General features: G+C 71.3%; 12 protein-coding genes. 10 read left to right on the top strand and 2 right to left on the bottom strand.

Translation table 11 applies throughout. The features are described from left to right. Window positions 1–29: 29 nt before the first annotated feature. The 5 genes from lpxK to QZ749_RS03860 all read left to right on the top strand — a co-directional run bounded on the left by lpxK (window position 30) and on the right by QZ749_RS03860 (window position 5156). Window positions 30–1061: a tetraacyldisaccharide 4'-kinase gene (gene lpxK / locus QZ749_RS03840; protein ID WP_296943440.1), complete on the top strand. Its 1032-nt coding sequence runs from the start codon at window positions 30–32 to the stop codon at window positions 1059–1061. Beyond that, entirely contained in the window at window positions 1042–1215 is a 174-nt protein-coding gene (locus QZ749_RS03845; RefSeq protein WP_296943443.1) for a Trm112 family protein, read from the top strand. The genes lpxK and QZ749_RS03845 overlap by 20 nt, the downstream gene beginning before the upstream one ends. 8 nt (window positions 1216–1223) lie before the next feature. Next, entirely contained in the window at window positions 1224–1979 is a 756-nt protein-coding gene (gene kdsB, locus QZ749_RS03850) for a 3-deoxy-manno-octulosonate cytidylyltransferase (protein ID WP_296943446.1), read from the top strand. Between the two features lie 186 nt (window positions 1980–2165). Next, on the top strand, window positions 2166–2822 hold the full coding sequence (gene adk, locus QZ749_RS03855; RefSeq protein ID WP_296943449.1) for an adenylate kinase: 657 nt from the start codon (window positions 2166–2168) through the stop codon (window positions 2820–2822). A gap of 162 nt (window positions 2823–2984) precedes the next feature. Further along, window positions 2985–5156 (top strand): sodium-translocating pyrophosphatase, encoded by a 2172-nt coding sequence (locus QZ749_RS03860; protein ID WP_296943452.1) that lies wholly within the window; start codon window positions 2985–2987, stop codon window positions 5154–5156. Between the two features lie 78 nt (window positions 5157–5234). Here QZ749_RS03860 and QZ749_RS03865 read toward each other — a convergent pair whose 3' ends face one another. After that, window positions 5235–5765 (bottom strand): thioredoxin domain-containing protein, encoded by a 531-nt coding sequence (locus tag QZ749_RS03865; protein WP_296943454.1) that lies wholly within the window; start codon window positions 5763–5765, stop codon window positions 5235–5237. Between the two features lie 222 nt (window positions 5766–5987). Between QZ749_RS03865 and QZ749_RS03870 the strand changes: the two genes are divergently transcribed. Further along, on the top strand, window positions 5988–6185 hold the full coding sequence (locus QZ749_RS03870; protein ID WP_296943457.1) for a hypothetical protein: 198 nt from the start codon (window positions 5988–5990) through the stop codon (window positions 6183–6185). Window positions 6186–6301: 116 nt separating this feature from the next. Here the strand turns inward: QZ749_RS03870 and QZ749_RS03875 are convergent, their stop codons facing one another. Further along, the gene (locus QZ749_RS03875; protein ID WP_296943855.1) at window positions 6302–7597 is read right to left on the bottom strand and encodes an acetyl-CoA hydrolase/transferase family protein; all 1296 of its coding nucleotides are present in this window, start codon (window positions 7595–7597) and stop codon (window positions 6302–6304) included. Window positions 7598–7802: 205 nt separating this feature from the next. On the opposite strand from QZ749_RS03875, the gene QZ749_RS03880 reads away from it, so the two are divergent. The 4 genes from QZ749_RS03880 (at window position 7803) to QZ749_RS03895 (ending at window position 15824) form a co-directional block, all read left to right on the top strand. Further along, window positions 7803–8516, top strand: coding sequence for a hypothetical protein (locus QZ749_RS03880; protein ID WP_296943459.1), 714 nt, complete (start codon window positions 7803–7805; stop codon window positions 8514–8516). Between the two features lie 93 nt (window positions 8517–8609). Then, a complete protein-coding gene (locus QZ749_RS03885; protein ID WP_296943461.1) occupies window positions 8610–9374 on the top strand; it encodes a 3-hydroxyacyl-CoA dehydrogenase in 765 nt (254 codons plus the stop codon). A 178-nt stretch (window positions 9375–9552) separates the two neighbouring features. Further along, the gene (ggt, locus tag QZ749_RS03890) at window positions 9553–11385 is read left to right on the top strand and encodes a gamma-glutamyltransferase (protein WP_296943463.1); all 1833 of its coding nucleotides are present in this window, start codon (window positions 9553–9555) and stop codon (window positions 11383–11385) included. Between the two features lie 92 nt (window positions 11386–11477). Further along, window positions 11478–15824 carry a hybrid sensor histidine kinase/response regulator gene (locus QZ749_RS03895; RefSeq protein ID WP_296943465.1) on the top strand — a complete coding sequence of 1449 codons (4347 nt, stop codon included), beginning with the start codon at window positions 11478–11480 and terminating at the stop codon, window positions 15822–15824. The last annotated feature ends 4 nt before the right edge of the window (window positions 15825–15828 follow it).

Raw genomic sequence — 15828 nt, forward strand, 5'->3', positions numbered from 1 at the left:
CGCGCGGGAGCGGCGTCATTGGCTGACACATGGCGTTTTCCCTCGAATCGACCCTCACCCGCGCCTGGACCCGGCGCGGGCCGCTGGCGCTGGCGCTGCTGCCACTGGCGCTGCCGTTGCGCGCGCTGGCCGCGCTGCGGCGCGCGCTGTTTCGCGCCGGCCTGTTGCACTCCGAGCGCCTGCCGGTGCCGGTGGTCGTGGTCGGCAATATCTTCGTCGGCGGTACCGGCAAGACCCCGCTGACGATCTGGCTGGTGCAGCAGTTGCGCGCGGCGGGCCTGCGTCCCGGCGTGATCTCGCGCGGCCACGGCGCGGCCGCCGGCGCCGCGCCGCGCGAAGTCCTGCCCGGATCGCGCGCCGGCGACGTCGGCGACGAACCCCTGCTGATCGCCGCCCGCGGCGCCTGTCCGGTGGTGGTGGGGCGGCGCCGCGCCGAGGCCGGCCGGTACCTGCTGGCGCTGCATCCGGACGTCGACGTGCTGGTCGCCGACGACGGCCTGCAGCACTACGCGCTGCAGCGCGACGTCGAGATCGTCCTGTTCGACGGCCGCGGCACCGGCAACGGCTGGACGCTGCCGGCCGGGCCGCTGCGCGAGCCGCCGTCGCGCCGGCGCGACTTCACCGTGGTGAACGCGCCGCACGTCACGCCGGCGCTGGCGGCCGCGGTCGGCGGCGCGCCCTGGCGCATGGTGCTGGCGGGCGAGTTCGCCGAGCGCCTGGCCGACCCCGGCGTGCGGGTGCCGCTGGCGGCGCTGCGCGGCAAGCGCATCCTCGCGGCGGCCGGGATCGGCAACCCGGGCCGCTTCTTCGCGATGCTGCGCGCGGCCGGGCTGGAGGTCGCCGAGATGCCGCTGCCCGACCACCACGACTTCCGCGACGATCCGTTCCGCGCCGTCCTCGCCGAGATCATCCTGGTGACGGAGAAGGATGCAGTAAAATGTCGGCAACTTGAAAACATCAACGGCGACCCGCGCCTGTGGGTCGTCCCGGTCGGCGCGCAGATCGATGCCGCGCTGGCCGCCAAAATCGTGGAGAAATGTCGTGGATGCCCGACTGCTTGATATCCTGGTCTGCCCGCTGTGCAAGGGACCGCTCGAATATGACAAGAAAGCGCAGGAGCTGACCTGCCGCCCGGACCGCCTGGCCTATCCGATCCGCGACGGCATCCCGATCATGTGGGCCGACCAGGCCCGCAAGGTCGAGCCGACCGTCTGAGGGGCGACGTGACCGACTTCAGCGTCATCATCCCGGCGCGCCTGGCGTCGACCCGGCTGCCGAACAAGCCGCTGGCCGACCTGGGCGGCAAGCCCATGGTCGTGCGCGTCGCCGAGCGCGCGCGCGCGTCCGGCGCGGCGCGCATCGTCGTCGCCACCGACCATGCCGACATCGTCGCCGCCTGCGCCGCGCACGGCATCGACGCCTGCATGACCCGCGCCGACCACCCGTCCGGCACCGACCGCATCGCCGAGGTGGCGCGCGCGCTCGGGCTGGCGGCGGATGCCGTCGTGGTCAACCTGCAGGGCGACGAGCCGCTGATCGATCCGGCCCTGCTGTCGGCCTGCGCCGCGCACGTCGGGACCGACGTGCCGATGGCCACCTGCGCCCATCCGCTGGCCGACGCCGCCGACGCGTTCAACCCGAACGTGGTCAAGGTCGTGCTCGACAAGGCGGGCAGGGCGCTGTATTTTTCGCGCGCCACCATCCCCTGGCACCGCGACGGCTTCGCGCAGGACCGCGCGTCCCTGCCGCCCGGCTACGTACCGCTGCGCCACATCGGCCTGTACGCCTACCGCAACGACTTCCTGCAGCGCTACCCGCAGCTGGAAGCGTCGCCGCTGGAATCGATCGAAGCGCTGGAACAGCTGCGCGTGCTGTGGCATGGCCATCCCATCGCCGTGCACGTGACGGAACGGGCGCCGCATGCCGGCGTCGATACCCCGGAAGACCTGGCGCGCGTACAACTTTACTACGCGTCTTGATCTTTGCGGAAATAGCTCCACGCCCGGTCTGCGCGAGGTCAACAGTCTGGTCGATCGCCGCCGCCCAGTGGCGTTGGATGCTGTTTTTGTGGTAAGTTTCGTATCCAGATTTAGTCAAATATGCATCAATCCCGGCCGTCGCAGGCAGTATGCGGCGGCCGTCTTCAAAACTATTAGGAATCCTTCATGCGTCTCATTCTGTTAGGAGCCCCTGGCGCCGGTAAAGGCACCCAGGCCAACTTCATCAAAGACAAGTACAACATTCCCCAGATCTCCACCGGCGACATGCTGCGCGCGGCGATCAAGGCCGGCACCGAGCTGGGCCTGGCGGCGAAAAAAGTGATGGATGCGGGCCAGCTGGTTTCTGACGACATCATCATCGGCCTCGTGAAGGAGCGCCTGAAGGATGCGGACTGCGCCAACGGCTACCTGTTCGACGGCTTCCCGCGCACCATCGCGCAGGCCGACGCCATGAAGGACAGCGGCGTCGCCATCGACTACGTGCTGGAAATCGACGTGCCCGACGAGATGATCGTCGAGCGCATGAGCGGCCGCCGCAGCCACCCGGCCTCGGGCCGCGTCTACCACGTCAAGTTCAACCCGCCGAAGGTCGAGGGCGTGGACGACGTCACCGGCGAGCCGCTGGTGCAGCGCGACGACGACCAGGAAGAGACCGTCAAGAAGCGCCTGGCCGTCTACCACAACCAGACCGAAGTGCTGCTCGGCTACTACGGCAAGTGGGCCGAGTCCGGCCTGCCGGGCGCGCCGAAGTACCGCAAGATCTCGGGCGTGGGCCCGGTCGAGCAGGTCCGCGACGCCGCCTTCGCGGCGCTGGCGGAGTAACTCCCTTCCGGGACGGCGTTCCACCGTCCCGCGGCGCCGGGCGCCTCCACGCCCTCCGTCCGGTTTCAGGTCGATTTCGGCAGCATGCAGCAAGGCGGGCCGCCGCGCAGATACGGCGGCCCTTCCAACTGGTGTGGGAATGATCGGAAACGAGGAGGCGCCATGGCATCCCCGCAGCTCATCTTCGCCGTCGCGTGCGGCGTCATCGCCGTCGTCTACGGCCTGTGGTCGCGCAACTGGGTCCTGCAGCAGGATCCGGGCAGCGTGCGCATGCAGGAAATCGCGCTGGCCATCCAGCAGGGGGCCGCGGCCTACCTGGCGCGCCAGTACCGGTCCATCGCCCTCGTCGGCCTCGTCCTCTGCGCCGCCATCTGGCTGCTGCTCGGCGGCGCCACCGCGGCCGGCTTCCTGGCGGGCGCGCTGCTGTCCGGCGCCTGCGGCTTCATCGGCATGAACGTGTCGGTGCGGGCCAACGTCCGCACCGCCCAGGCCGCCTCGCGCGGGCTGGCCGAGGCCCTGCACGTCGCCTTCCGCGGCGGCGCCATCACCGGCATGCTGGTGGTGGGGCTGGGCCTGCTGGGCGTCGCCGCGTCCTACGGGATCCTGCTGGCCGGCGCCGCCCCGGGGCGCGCCATGCACGCGACGCTGCAGCCGCTGGTGGGCCTGGCCTTCGGCGCCTCCCTGATCTCGATCTTCGCGCGCCTGGGCGGCGGCATCTTCACCAAGGGCGCCGACGTCGGCGCCGACCTCGTCGGAAAGGTCGAGGCCGGCATCCCCGAGGACGACCCGCGCAATCCCGCCGTCATCGCCGACAACGTGGGCGACAACGTCGGCGACTGCGCCGGCATGGCGGCCGACCTGTTCGAGACCTACGTCGTGACCCTCGTCGCCACCATGCTGCTGGGCGCGCTCGTCGTGCCCGGCGCCGCCGGCGCGGCCACCGCCTACCCGCTGCTGCTGGGCGGCGTGGCCATCATCGCCTCCATCGCCGGCTGCGCGCTGGTGCGGGCGCGGCCCGGGCGCAAGATCATGGCGGCGCTGTACACCGGGTTGTGGTGGTCGGCCGGGCTGTCGCTGCTGGGCTTCGCCGTCGTCACCTGGCTGGCCTGGCCGGACGACGCGATGCGCTGGCGCATGCTGGGCTGCGCCGCCGTCGGCATCGTGCTCACGGCGCTGATGGTCTATATCACCGAGTACTACACGGGCACCCAGTTCGCGCCGGTGCGCCACATCGCCGCGGCGTCCACCACCGGCCACGGCACCAACGTCATCGCCGGCCTGGGGGTGTCCATGAAGTCGACGGCGTACCCGGTGCTGGTGGTGTGCGCGGCGATCCTGCTGGCCTATCGCATGGGCGGACTGTACGGCCTCGCCATCGCCGCCACGGCGATGCTGTCGATGGCCGGCATCATCGTCGCCCTCGACGCCTACGGCCCCATCACCGACAACGCCGGCGGCATCGCCGAGATGAGCGGCATGCCGGACGGCGTGCGCGCCGTCACCGACCCGCTGGACGCCGTCGGCAACACCACCAAGGCCGTCACCAAGGGCTATGCGATCGGCTCGGCGGGGCTGGCCGCGCTGGTGCTGTTCGCCGACTACACCCACGCGCTGGACGCGGCCGGTATCCGCACCGAGTTCGCGCTGTCGAACCCGATGGTGATCGTCGGCCTGTTCGTCGGCGGCCTCGTGCCCTACCTGTTCGGGGCGCTGGCGATGGAGGCGGTGGGGCGCGCGGCCGGCGCCGTCGTGGTCGAGGTGCGGCGCCAGTTCCGCGACATCGCCGGCATCATGACGGGCGCCGGCCGCCCCGAGTACGACCGCGCCGTCGACCTGCTGACGGCGTCCGCCATCCGCGAGATGATCCTGCCTTCGCTGCTGCCGGTGCTGATGCCGGTCGCCGTCGGCATGCTGCTCGGCCCGGCCGCGCTGGGCGGCATGCTGATGGGGACGATCGTCACCGGCCTGTTCGTCGCGATCTCCATGACCACGGGCGGCGGCGCCTGGGACAATGCCAAGAAATACATCGAGGACGGCCAGTTCGGCGGCAAGGGATCGGAGGCGCACAAGGCGGCGGTGACGGGCGACACGGTCGGCGACCCGTACAAGGACACGGCCGGCCCGGCCGTGAACCCCTTGATCAAGATCATCAACATCGTGGCGCTGCTGCTGGTGCCGCTGCTGCCGGCGGGCGGCTGGCTGGCCGTGTCCGCGCCGCAGGCGCTGCAGGCCGCGCCTGCGGCGGCAGGATGGACGGCGCCGCCGTCCACGCGTCCCAGCGGCGTAAGCTGGACGGGCGGCGCGCAGGTGCCGGTTCGTCCAACGTCGTCTTGATGTGCGGGTGGCATGCCTGCGTCGAACGCGTGGACGGGCGACCCGTCCACCCTACGGGGCTGTTCGGGTGAACCCGGCTCAACCGGTCTTCCCGAGCGCTTCGTTCAGCGCCGTCTCGAGCGATGCAAGGTCGGAATCGCCATGGTAGGCCCGGCCATTGATGAAGAAGCTCGGCGTGCGCTGCGCCCCGTCCTTGCGCGCCCGCGCCAGGTCGGCCTGCACGCGCTCGCGGTGGCGCCCGTCGAGCATGTCGGCGCGCAGGCGCGCGACGTCGAGGTCCAGGCTTTGCGCCAGCAGCGCCAGGTCCTCCTCGTCCATCATCTCGTGCTGGCGCTCGAACAGCGCATCGTGCATCTCCCAGAACTTGCCCTGGGCGCCGGCCGCCTCGGCCGCTTCCGCCGCGGGGCCGGCCAGCGGATGGAAGTCGGTCAGGGGCAGGTGGCGGAACACCAGGCGGATCCCGCCCACTTGCGGCGCCAGCGCGCGCAGCGCCAGGTGGGCGCGGGCGCAGTAAGGACACTGGAAATCGCCGTATTCGACCAGCGTCAGCGCCGCGTCCTGCGGGCCGCGCACGTGTTCGTCCTTGCCGATCTCGTCGACGCTCTGCATGGATTCTCCTTTCGTGGAAGGCGCGGACCGCGCCGCGCCGGAGCGTCCATGATGGCATGCCGGCGCGATCGCCGCCGTATGGTTCGGCCCGGCAAAAATGGTGGCGAAAAACCAACCCCCGGGCGACGCGACGGTGACAACTGGGTTACATTTACCCCATCAGCGGCCGCTGCCCGCACGGCAGCCTGCCGCGCCCTGTTACCAACCAAATGGAGAAGCACCATGTCCTACCACGACGAAGCCGCGGGCCAGGCCGCCCGCAACCCCGTTGCCGAACCCGCCCCGGACCAGGCCCGGGCCCAGGTGGCGGCGCCGCAGTCCGGCGCCGAGACCGACGATCCGAGCGAACTGCGCCGCGCGCTGCTGGTGTACGGCACCGCCGGCAATCCGGTACGCAACGGCGGCGCGGCGCAGGCCTGAACCGCCGCCGCCCCTGCCGGCCCGGGTAGCGCCGGGCCGCCACGACATCGCCCGCGCGCGGCATGCCCGCCCGGGGGCGATGTCATTCGCGCGTGCGCCAGGGCGCCCCGGCCCGCTCAGGCCGAGAACACGCACATCCGGTCCGCCTCCTCGCGCAGCCAGGGCCGGAAATCCGGATGGGCGATGGCGATCAGCGCCTGGGCGCGCTGCCTGGCCGACTTGCCGCGCAGCTGGGCCACGCCCCACTCGGTGACGACGTAGTTGACGTCGTTCTTGCTGGTGGTGGCGTGGGTGCCCGGCGAGAGCGTCGGCACGATGCGCGAGATGCTGCCGTCCTTGGCGGTCGACGGCAGCACGATGAAGGACTTGCCCCCGCGCGAGCGGTTCGCCGCGCGCACGAAATCGACCTGGCCGCCGGTGCCGGAATAGGGCAGGTGGCCGATGCTCTCGCTGCCGCACTGGCCCAGCAGGTCCACCTGCAGGCTGGCGTTGATCGTCACCAGCCTGTCGTTCTGCCCGGCGATGTAGGGATCGTTGGTGAAGCTCGACGGGTGCATCTCGAGCATCGGATTCTGGTGCATGAAGTCGTACAGCCGGCGCGAGCCGAGCGCGAACGTCGCCACCATCTTGCCCGGCAACAGGGTCTTGCGGCGATTGGTGACCGCGCCCGCTTCCACCAGGGTCAGGATGCCGTCGCCGATCATCTCGGTGTGGATGCCGAGGTCGCGTTTTCCGGTCAGCTGCATCACCACCGCGTCCGGGATCCCGCCGTAGCCGATCTGCAGCGTCGAACCGTCCTCGATGTGCTCCGCCACCAGGCGGCCGATCGCTTCCTGCACCGGACCGATCTTCGGCAGGCCGACCTCGAGGATCGGATCGTCGCTTTCCACCAGCGCCGTCACCTGCGACACGTGCACGTGGCACTGGCCGTGGGTGAAGGGCACGTGCGGATTCACTTCCAGCACGACGGCGCGCGCCCTGGCGACGGCCGCCATCGTGTAGTCGGTGCCCAGGCTCAGCGCGAAGTGGCCGGACGGGCTCATCGGCGACGCCATCGCGAACACGACGTCGGCCGGCATCAGGCCGCGCTCGATCAGCGTCGGGATCTCGGAAAAATAGTTCGGAATGAAGTCGCACCAGCCGCCCTGGCCGCCGGCGCGCGAGGCGCCGCCGAAGAACAGCGCGGCGTGGCGCACGTGCGGCCGGCAGGCGCGCTCGAAATAGCCGTACTTGCGCATGGCCAGGATCTGCGCCACCTGGATGTCGGAAAACCTGTGGCATTGCTCGGACAAGGCTTGCAGCAGCGTCGGTGGTTCGCCGACGCCGGTGGGGACGATGATCATGTCCCCGTTGCGCAAGTGGTCGAGGGCATCGAAGGCGCTGGTGCGCTTCGCCCGGTACAGCTCCTGCATCGTCTGCATGGTCGTCTCCTGTCGCCGGCGCCTGCCGAGCGTCTCGGTGGCGCCATGTCGTGTGGTCGCTGCGCTGCGCGCCCCGCGTCCATGCCGGAGCGGAGCCCGCCCAGCATACCTTACGCAACGAAGCTGACAATAACTTGACGTGCGCCGACGCCCCGCCGCGCAGCCGATAATGCCATCACGAACTCGGGAGGCGACCATGGGACAGACAGGGATGCGGGCGGCCGTCGCGCTGGCGATCGCGCTGGCAGGGCAGGGCGCGCAGGCGCAGGCGCAGGTCCAGCAGCGGGCGCAGGGCCAGGACCAGGCCGCGCGGGACGAGCGCGCCAGGCGCGAGGCCGCCGTCGCCGACGAAGCCGGCACGCTGGACGGCGCGCCGCGCCCGGCGCCGGCCGCCGGGGCGCGCAAGACGCCGCTGGCGCCCAGCTACGGGCCGGTGCTCGATCCGCGCGGCCGCCAGGGGCAGGACGCCGTCCGCAAGGACCCGGCCGAGGTGCACGACGAGACCGATACGCTGACGCGCCAGGCGCCGCCGCCGGCGGACGGGCAGCGGCAGCCGGGCCGGCAGGGACAGCCGCAAGCGCGCCGCCACGCGTCGCCGCAGCCGCCCGGTCCGCTGGCGCCGCGGCCGCCGGGCCGGCCCGGCGATATGGCTGGAAGCGCGGCAGGAAGCGCGGCAGGAAGCGTGGCTGGAAGCGCGGCAGGCACGGCGGCGATCCACGGCCTGGTCCCCGTCCCGGCCCCGGCGCCCGCGCCGCAACCGCCGTCGCCCACTTCCTCCGCCATCGTCGGCTGCCAGGGCGGTTTCTGCACCGACGCGGCCGGCAACAGCTACAGCGGCAGCGGCCCCGCCGTGATCGGCAGCGGCGGACGCCTGTGCACGCGCGGCACGAGCACGGTCCAGTGCCTGTGACGCTGGCCGGGACGCCCCGGAATTGGTTACAATCCGCGGGTTGACGTTAACGTTAACGTCAATAAGCGTACAACCATCGGGAGACACCAGGACATGCAGATCCAGGACAATGTATTCATCGTGACGGGCGGCGCCTCCGGCCTGGGCGCCGCCACCGCGCGGACCCTCGTGGCCGCCGGCGGCAAGGTCGTGCTGGCCGACGTGCAGCAGGAAGCCGGCCAGGCGCTGGCGGACGAGCTGGGCGCCGTGGCCCGCTTCGTCAAGTGCGACGTGACCGCCGAAGCCGACGGCCAGGCCGTCGTCGCGGCGGCGCTGGCGCTGGGCCGCCTGCGCGGCCTGGTCAATTGCGCCGGCGTCGCGCCGGCCGTCAAGACCGTCGGCAAGGACGGTCCGCACCCGCTCGAGCAGTTCCGCCGCGCCATCGACATCAACCTGGTCGGCACCTTCAATATGTGCCGCCTGGCGGCCGACGCCATGGGCCGCCAGGAGCCGCTCGAGCACGGCGAGCGCGGCGTGATCGTCAACACCGCCTCGGTCGCGGCGTTCGACGGCCAGATCGGCCAGGCCGCCTACGCCGCCTCGAAGGCGGGCGTGGCCGGCATGACGCTGCCGATGGCGCGCGACCTGTCGCGCAGCGGCATCCGCGTGATGACGATCGCCCCGGGCATCTTCGAGACGCCGATGCTGATGGGCATGCCGCAGGAAGTGCGCGATTCGCTCGGCAAGATGGTGCCGTTCCCGCCGCGCCTGGGCATGCCGCACGAGTATGCGCACCTGGCCAGGGCCATCATCGAGAACGTGATGCTCAACGGCGAGACGATCCGCCTCGACGGCGCGATCCGGATGCAGCCGAAGTAAGGGCCGGGCCGCCGCCGCACGGCGTCGGCGGGCCCCGCGCCGCACCATCTTCACGCACACCGCACCACGATCTCGCAAAACATTCCTTCTGTGAATGTCTTGGCGATTTGCTGTACGATGCTCCGTTGCTACCTGGCGCGCGGCCCAGTCCGCGCGCCGTATTTATCGGAGACCACCCATGACGTCCACGCCGCCCGCCCGCGCCTCCCTTTCCCTGACCCTGCCGGCGCTGTTCGCCGCGTTCGCCTTTGCCGGCGCCGCCCACGCCCAGGACGCCGCCCCGGCGCGCGTCGCCAGCCAGGCGCTGCAGCAGCAGCCCGAGGCGGCCAGCGGCTACCAGGACAAGGCCGGCTGGCCCGCGCGCAAGTACATGGTGGCCGCCGCCAATCCGCTGGCGGTCGAGGCCGGCTACGAGATGCTCAGGCAGGGCGGCACGGCGATCGACGCCGCCATCGCCACCCAGCTGGTGCTGACCCTGGTCGAGCCGCAATCCTCGGGCATCGGCGGCGGCGCCTTCCTGGTCTACTACGACGGCAAGACCACGCAGGCCTACGACGGCCGCGAGACGGCGCCGTCGAAGGCGGACGAGCACCTGTTCCAGCATGCCGACGGCACGCCGCTGTCGCGCGCCGAAGGCATCGTCGGCGGCCGCTCGACCGGCGCGCCGGGCGTGCTGCGCATGCTGGCGCTGGCCCAGAAGGAACACGGCAAGCTGCCGTGGAAGACGCTGTTCGGGCCGGCCATCCGCCTGTCGGAACAGGGCTTCCGGGTCAGCCCGCGCCTGAACAGCCTGCTGGCCGGCGACAAGTACATCGGCAAGGATCCGACCGCGCGCGCCTATTTCTACGGCCCGGACGGCAAGCCCTGGCCGGTCGGGCACCTGCTGAAGAACCCGGAACTGGCGCGGACCCTGCGCGAGATCGCCGACGGCGGCGCCGAGGCGTTCTACACGGGCCGCATCGCGCGCGACATCGAGGCCAAGGTGAAGGGGCATCCGACCAATCCGGGCCTGCTCACCGCCGCCGACATCGCGGCCTACCGGCCGAAGAAGCGCGACCCGGTCTGCAGCGACTACCGCGCGTACACGGTCTGCGGCATGCCGCCGCCGTCCTCGGGCGGCATCGCGGTGGCGCAGATGCTCGGCATGTTCGAGACCCGCGACATGAAGGCGCTGGCGCCGACCGACGGCGTGCCGTCGGCCGACGCCGTCCACGTGTTCTCCGAAGTGGGGCGCCTGGCCTACGCCGACCGCGACCGCTATGCCGCCGACACCGACTTCGTGCCGCTGCCGGGCCGCGGCCTGCCGGCCCTGCTGGACAAGGGCTACCTGGCCCGGCGCGCCAGCCTGGTGAAGGACGACCGCTCGATGGGCAAGGCGCAGCCGGGCAAGCCGCCCGGCGTGGACATGGCCTGGAACTGGGGCCTGGACAATTCGATCGAGGCCCATTCGACCTCGCACATCGTGGCCGTGGACCAGTACGGCGCCGGCCTGTCGATGACCACCAGCGTCGAGGACGCGTTCGGCTCGCGCCAGATGGTCGACGGCTTCATCCTGAACAACCAGCTGACCGACTTCTCGTTCGATTCGCGCGACGCCGACGGCCCGATCGCCAACCGCGTCGAGCCGGGCAAGCGTCCGCGCAGCGCGATGAGCCCGACCATCGTGTTCGACAGGAAGACCGGCAGGCTGGTGCTGGCGGTCGGCTCGCCCGGCGGCCCGCTGATCATCAACTACGTGGCCAAGGTGCTGGTCGGCACGCTCGACTGGGGCCTGAACATGCAGCAGGCGATCGCGCTGCCCAACTTCGGCAGCCGCAACGGCCCGACCGAGCTGGAGACCGGGCGCTTCCCGGCCGCCGAGATCGCGCAGCTGAAGGCGCGCGGCCACGTGGTGCGCGTCTTCGACCAGACCTCTGGCCTGCAGGGCATCGAGCGCATCGAGGTGCACGGCGTGCCGCTGTGGTTCGGCGGCGCCGACCCGCGCCGCGAGGGTGTGGCAAAAGGCGACTAAAACGCGCCGTTATCTTTGACTAAAAGCTAATTATTCGACGCAAGCGCGGTGGAGTTTGATAATCTTGCCGCGTGGATATTGAATCGAATCGGATGCCGGCCCTCGGCGGCGTCCCGTGCGCGGCCCCGATCGCGCGCATGACGGGGAGGGCGGCCGCCGCGTGGCGCGCGCCGGCGCGCGCGTTCGCGCTGGCGCTGGCTTTTACCGTCGCGCTGGCGCTGCTGGCGCTCGTCGCCGGCGCGCCGGCGCGGGCCGCCACCGCGCCGAGCCCGACGCTGCGCTTCGAACACCTGTCCGTCGAGGATGGCCTGGGCCAGGAATCGGTGCTCGCCATCGTCCAGGACCCGGACGGCTTCATGTGGTTCGGCACCCAGTCCGGCCTGTCGCGCTACGACGGCTACCGCTTCACCAACTACCGCAACACGGTGGGCGATCCGAAGACCCTCGTCAACAACTGGGTGCGCGTGCTCTACGTCGACCGCAAGGGGCGGCTGTGGATCGGCACCGACGGCGGTCTCGACCGCTATGAACCCAGCACCGGCACCTTCACCCATTTCCTGCCCGACGAACCGGCCAAGCGCGGCAACGGCAACCGCCACATCCGCGCCATCCTCGACGACGGCAAGGACGGGCTGTGGCTGGCGACGGCCGACGGCCTGCAGCATTTCGACATCGCCAGCGGGCGCTTCGCGATCTGGCACCACGTGCCGGGCGTGGCCGACAGCCTGGCCTCGGACAAGGTCAACGCGCTGGCGCTGGGGCACGACGGGCGCCTGTGGATCGGCACCTCGGCCGGCCTGGACAGCCTCGATCCGGACCTGATGCACTTCCGCCATCACCCGTCGGCGCAGGGCGGCAAGTCCGACGTGATCCAGGCGCTGCTGGTCGATGCCGGCAACCGGTTGTGGGTCGGCAGCATGGGCGGGCTGGAGCGCCTGCCGCTGGGGCAGAAGGGCGAGTTGCGCCGCTTCGGCCCGGCCGAGGAGATGCCGTCGGGCGAGATCAGCGTGCTGTACCAGGATGCCGAGCGCCAGGTGTGGGTCGGCTCGCACGACCGCGGCCTGTACCGCTGGCTGCCCGAGCAGGGGCGCTTCGAGAACCACCCGCACCGCATCACCGACAACTACAGCCTGGGCGACAACCAGGTCTCGGCCCTGTACGGCGACCGCGTCGGCACCTTCTGGGTCGGCACCTGGTACGGCGGCGTGTCGCGCGCCGACATGGGCAGCGGCGGCTTCGCGCGCATCGTGCGCGGGGCCGATTCGCCGCTTTCGCTGGAAGACAACAAGGTGCGCGGCATCGTCGACGCCGGCGGCGGCAAGCTGTGGCTGGCCACCAACGGCGGCCTGCACCGTTTCGATCCGGCCAGCGGCGACGACCGCAGCTACCGCCTGGCGCCGGTGAGCAACGGCATGTCCGGCGACGTCATGGCCACCGCCGCGGCGGTGGGCCACGACGGCACGGTCTGGGTCGGCGCGCGCAACGGCCTGGCGCGGCTCGACCCGCGCAGCGGGAAGATCTCGCGCCGCCTGCTGTCGCGCGAGGGCGACGTCGACGCCAACAACGTGCGCAACCTGCTGGTCACGCGCGACGGCATGCTGTGGATCGCCAGCCGCGGCGGCCTGCACCGGCTCGATCCCCGGACCGACAAGCTGAGCACCTGGCGCCACGATCCGGCGTCCAGTTCGAGCCTGGCCGACAACATCGCGCGGCCGATGCTGGAAGACCGCCAGGGCCGCTTCTGGGTCGGCACCTTCGACGGCCTCGACCTGCTCGACCGCGCCACCGGGAAGTTCCGCCACTTCCGCCACAATCCGCTCGACCCGGCCAGCATCAGCCACGACGAAGTGCACTACCTGCTCGAGGACCACCGCGGCACGCTGTGGGTGGGCACGGCGGTGGGCCTGAACAAGATGGTGATCGGGGCGGACGGTACGCCGCGCTTCCAGCGCTACACGGCGCGCGACGGCATGGCCGACGACGTGGTCGCGGCGATGCTGGAAGACCTGGACGGCTACATCTGGGTCAGCAGCTCGAGCGGCCTGCACCGGCTCGATCCGGTCAGCGGCGGCTGGCGCAACTACAACTCGGCCGACGGCACCATCGAGGGCGCCTATTTCGACGCCTCGGCGCTGCGCGGCGCGGACGGCACGCTCTACTTCGGCGGCAACAACGGCATCACGGCGTTCAATCCGCGCGCGCTGCACGACAACCTGATCGCGCCGCGCGCCGTGATCACGGGCCTGCAGATCTTCGGCCAGCCGGCCCAGGAAATCCGACCGGGCCTGCTGCCGGGGCCGATCGAGCGCCTGTCCGGCATCACGCTGCCGGCGGAGGATTCCGTGTTCTCGCTGGAATTCTCGGCGCTGCACTTCGCCGCGCCGGGCCGCAACCGCTTCGCCTACCGGCTGGTCGGCTTCGACCAGGACTGGATCGGCGTCGACGCCGGCAAGCGCTTCGCCACCTATACCAACCTCGATCCGGGCAGCTACACCTTCCAGGTGCGCGCCGCCAACAAGGACGGCGTCTGGAGCGACGCGGCCGCCAGCCTGGAGATCACGGTGCTGCCGCCGTACTGGAAGACCTGGTGGTTCCGCGGCCTGTGCGCCATGTTCGTGGTCGGCCTGGGCTACGCGATCTACCGCGTGCGGGTGGACAACCTGAGCCGCCAGAAGGAACAGCTGGAGCAGCAGGTCGGCGTGCGCACCGAGAAGATCGAGCAGCAGAACCGGCTGCTGGAGTGCCAGACCGAGGAATTGCGCGAGCAGCAGCGCCAGGTCCGGCGCCGCACCGACGAGCTGGCGCTGGCCAACGCCGCGCTGCAGGAAAACGAGGAAAGGCTGTACCAGGCCAAGCAGCGCGCCGAGGACGCCACGCGCCAGAAGTCCGAGTTCCTGGCCAACATGAGCCACGAGATGCGCACGCCGCTGGCCGGCGTGATCGGCATGCTCGGCTTCGCGCTGCGCGACGGCACGCTGCGCGACGCGACGCGCGAGCAGATCCTGCGCGGCCAGGCGAATGCGCAGTCGCTGCTGGCGATCATCAACGACCTGCTCGACTTTTCCAAGATCGAGGCGGGCAAGCTCACCATCGAGAACATCGATTTCGCGCTGGACGGCGCGATCGAGCACGTGGTCACGCTGTTCGAGGAGCAGGCCGGCGCGCACAGCGTCGGCTTCGCCGTGCACCTGGACCCGCACCTGCCGCGCTTCGTGGTGGGCGACCCGACGCGCCTGCGCCAGATCCTCGTCAACCTGGTCGGCAACGCCTTCAAGTTCACCGAGAGCGGCACGGTCACGGTGCGCGTCGAGCGCCGTCCCGAGGACCAGGTCGACGCCGGGCGCCGCAACATGATCCGCTTCTCGGTCGAGGACACCGGCATCGGCATCCCGGCCGACGCGCTGCCGCGCCTGTTCCAGAAGTTCGAGCAGGCCGACGCCACCACCACGCGGCGCTACGGCGGCACCGGCCTGGGGCTGGCGATCTGCCGCCAGCTCGTCGAGCTGATGGGCGGCAGCATCGGCGCCACCAGCACCCCGGGCACGGGCTCGACCTTCAGCTTCGTGCTGCCGCTGGCCGACGGCGTGGCGCCCCCGATGGTGGCCGACCAGCCGCGCCAGCCGCACACGCACCGCCTGCGCGTGCTGTGCGCGGAAGACTACCCGACCAACCAGATCATCGTGCGCATGCTGCTGGAGGAACTGGGCCACCAGTGCGACGTGGTCGAGAACGGCGCGCTGGCGGTGGCGGCGTGCGCGCGCACGCGCTACGACCTGATCCTGATGGACGGGCGCATGCCCGAGATGGACGGCGCCACCGCCACGCGCCTGATCCGCGCCGGCGGCCCGCTGGGGGCGCCGGTGCTCGACCAGCACCTGATGATCGTGGCGCTGACGGCCAACGTCAGCGAGGAAGACCGCAACCGCTACCTGGCCTGCGGCATGGACGCCTTCCTGACCAAGCCGATCGACGACACCCAGCTGCATTACCACCTGACGCGCGCCATCGAGCGCCAGCTGCAGCGCGGCATCCAGCTGGCGCCGATGCCGCTGCCGGCGGCGCGGACGGCGCCGTCGACGGCCGACCTGGACGCCATGTTCGGCGTGCTCACCGGGCCGCCGCCGCTGGCCGTGGCCGCCGCCCAGAACGCGGGCCGGCGCGCCACCGACCTCAAGGCCAGGCTGCGCCAGACCTTCCTGGCCGACCTGCCGCGCCGGCGCGCCGAGCTGGACGCGGCGCTGCAAGCGTCGGACCACGAGGCGGCGGGGCGCCTGCTGCACGGGCTGCGCGGCAGCGCCGGCTATCTCGACGAGACCGAACTGCACCTCCTGTGCGGCGAACTGGAGGCGCAGGCCGACGCCGGCCGCCTGGATGCGGTGCGCGCGCGCCTGCCGCAGCTGCTGGACTTGCTGGCCCGGTTCGAGGCCGCCACGGCGTGAGGCC

The sequence above is a fragment of the uncultured Massilia sp. genome (genome assembly GCF_913773735.1).
Classification (GTDB): Bacteria; Pseudomonadota; Gammaproteobacteria; order Burkholderiales; family Burkholderiaceae_D; genus Telluria.

Bases quoted from the DNA above. Each gene is read 5' to 3' on its own strand.
- QZ749_RS03870 (WP_296943457.1), top strand. From the start codon at position 5,988: ATGTCCTACCACGACGAAGCCGCGGGCCAGGCCGCCCGCAACCCCGTT.
- QZ749_RS03885 (WP_296943461.1), top strand. From the start codon at position 8,610: ATGCAGATCCAGGACAATGTATTCATCGTGACGGGCGGCGCCTCCGGC.
- QZ749_RS03860 (WP_296943452.1), top strand. From the start codon at position 2,985: ATGGCATCCCCGCAGCTCATCTTCGCCGTCGCGTGCGGCGTCATCGCC.
- adk (WP_296943449.1), top strand. From the start codon at position 2,166: ATGCGTCTCATTCTGTTAGGAGCCCCTGGCGCCGGTAAAGGCACCCAG.
- QZ749_RS03865 (WP_296943454.1), bottom strand. From the start codon at position 5,765: ATGCAGAGCGTCGACGAGATCGGCAAGGACGAACACGTGCGCGGCCCG.
- QZ749_RS03880 (WP_296943459.1), top strand. From the start codon at position 7,803: ATGGGACAGACAGGGATGCGGGCGGCCGTCGCGCTGGCGATCGCGCTG.
- QZ749_RS03895 (WP_296943465.1), top strand. From the start codon at position 11,478: ATGCCGGCCCTCGGCGGCGTCCCGTGCGCGGCCCCGATCGCGCGCATG.
- ggt (WP_296943463.1), top strand. From the start codon at position 9,553: ATGACGTCCACGCCGCCCGCCCGCGCCTCCCTTTCCCTGACCCTGCCG.
- lpxK (WP_296943440.1), top strand. From the start codon at position 30: ATGGCGTTTTCCCTCGAATCGACCCTCACCCGCGCCTGGACCCGGCGC.
- QZ749_RS03875 (WP_296943855.1), bottom strand. From the start codon at position 7,597: ATGCAGGAGCTGTACCGGGCGAAGCGCACCAGCGCCTTCGATGCCCTC.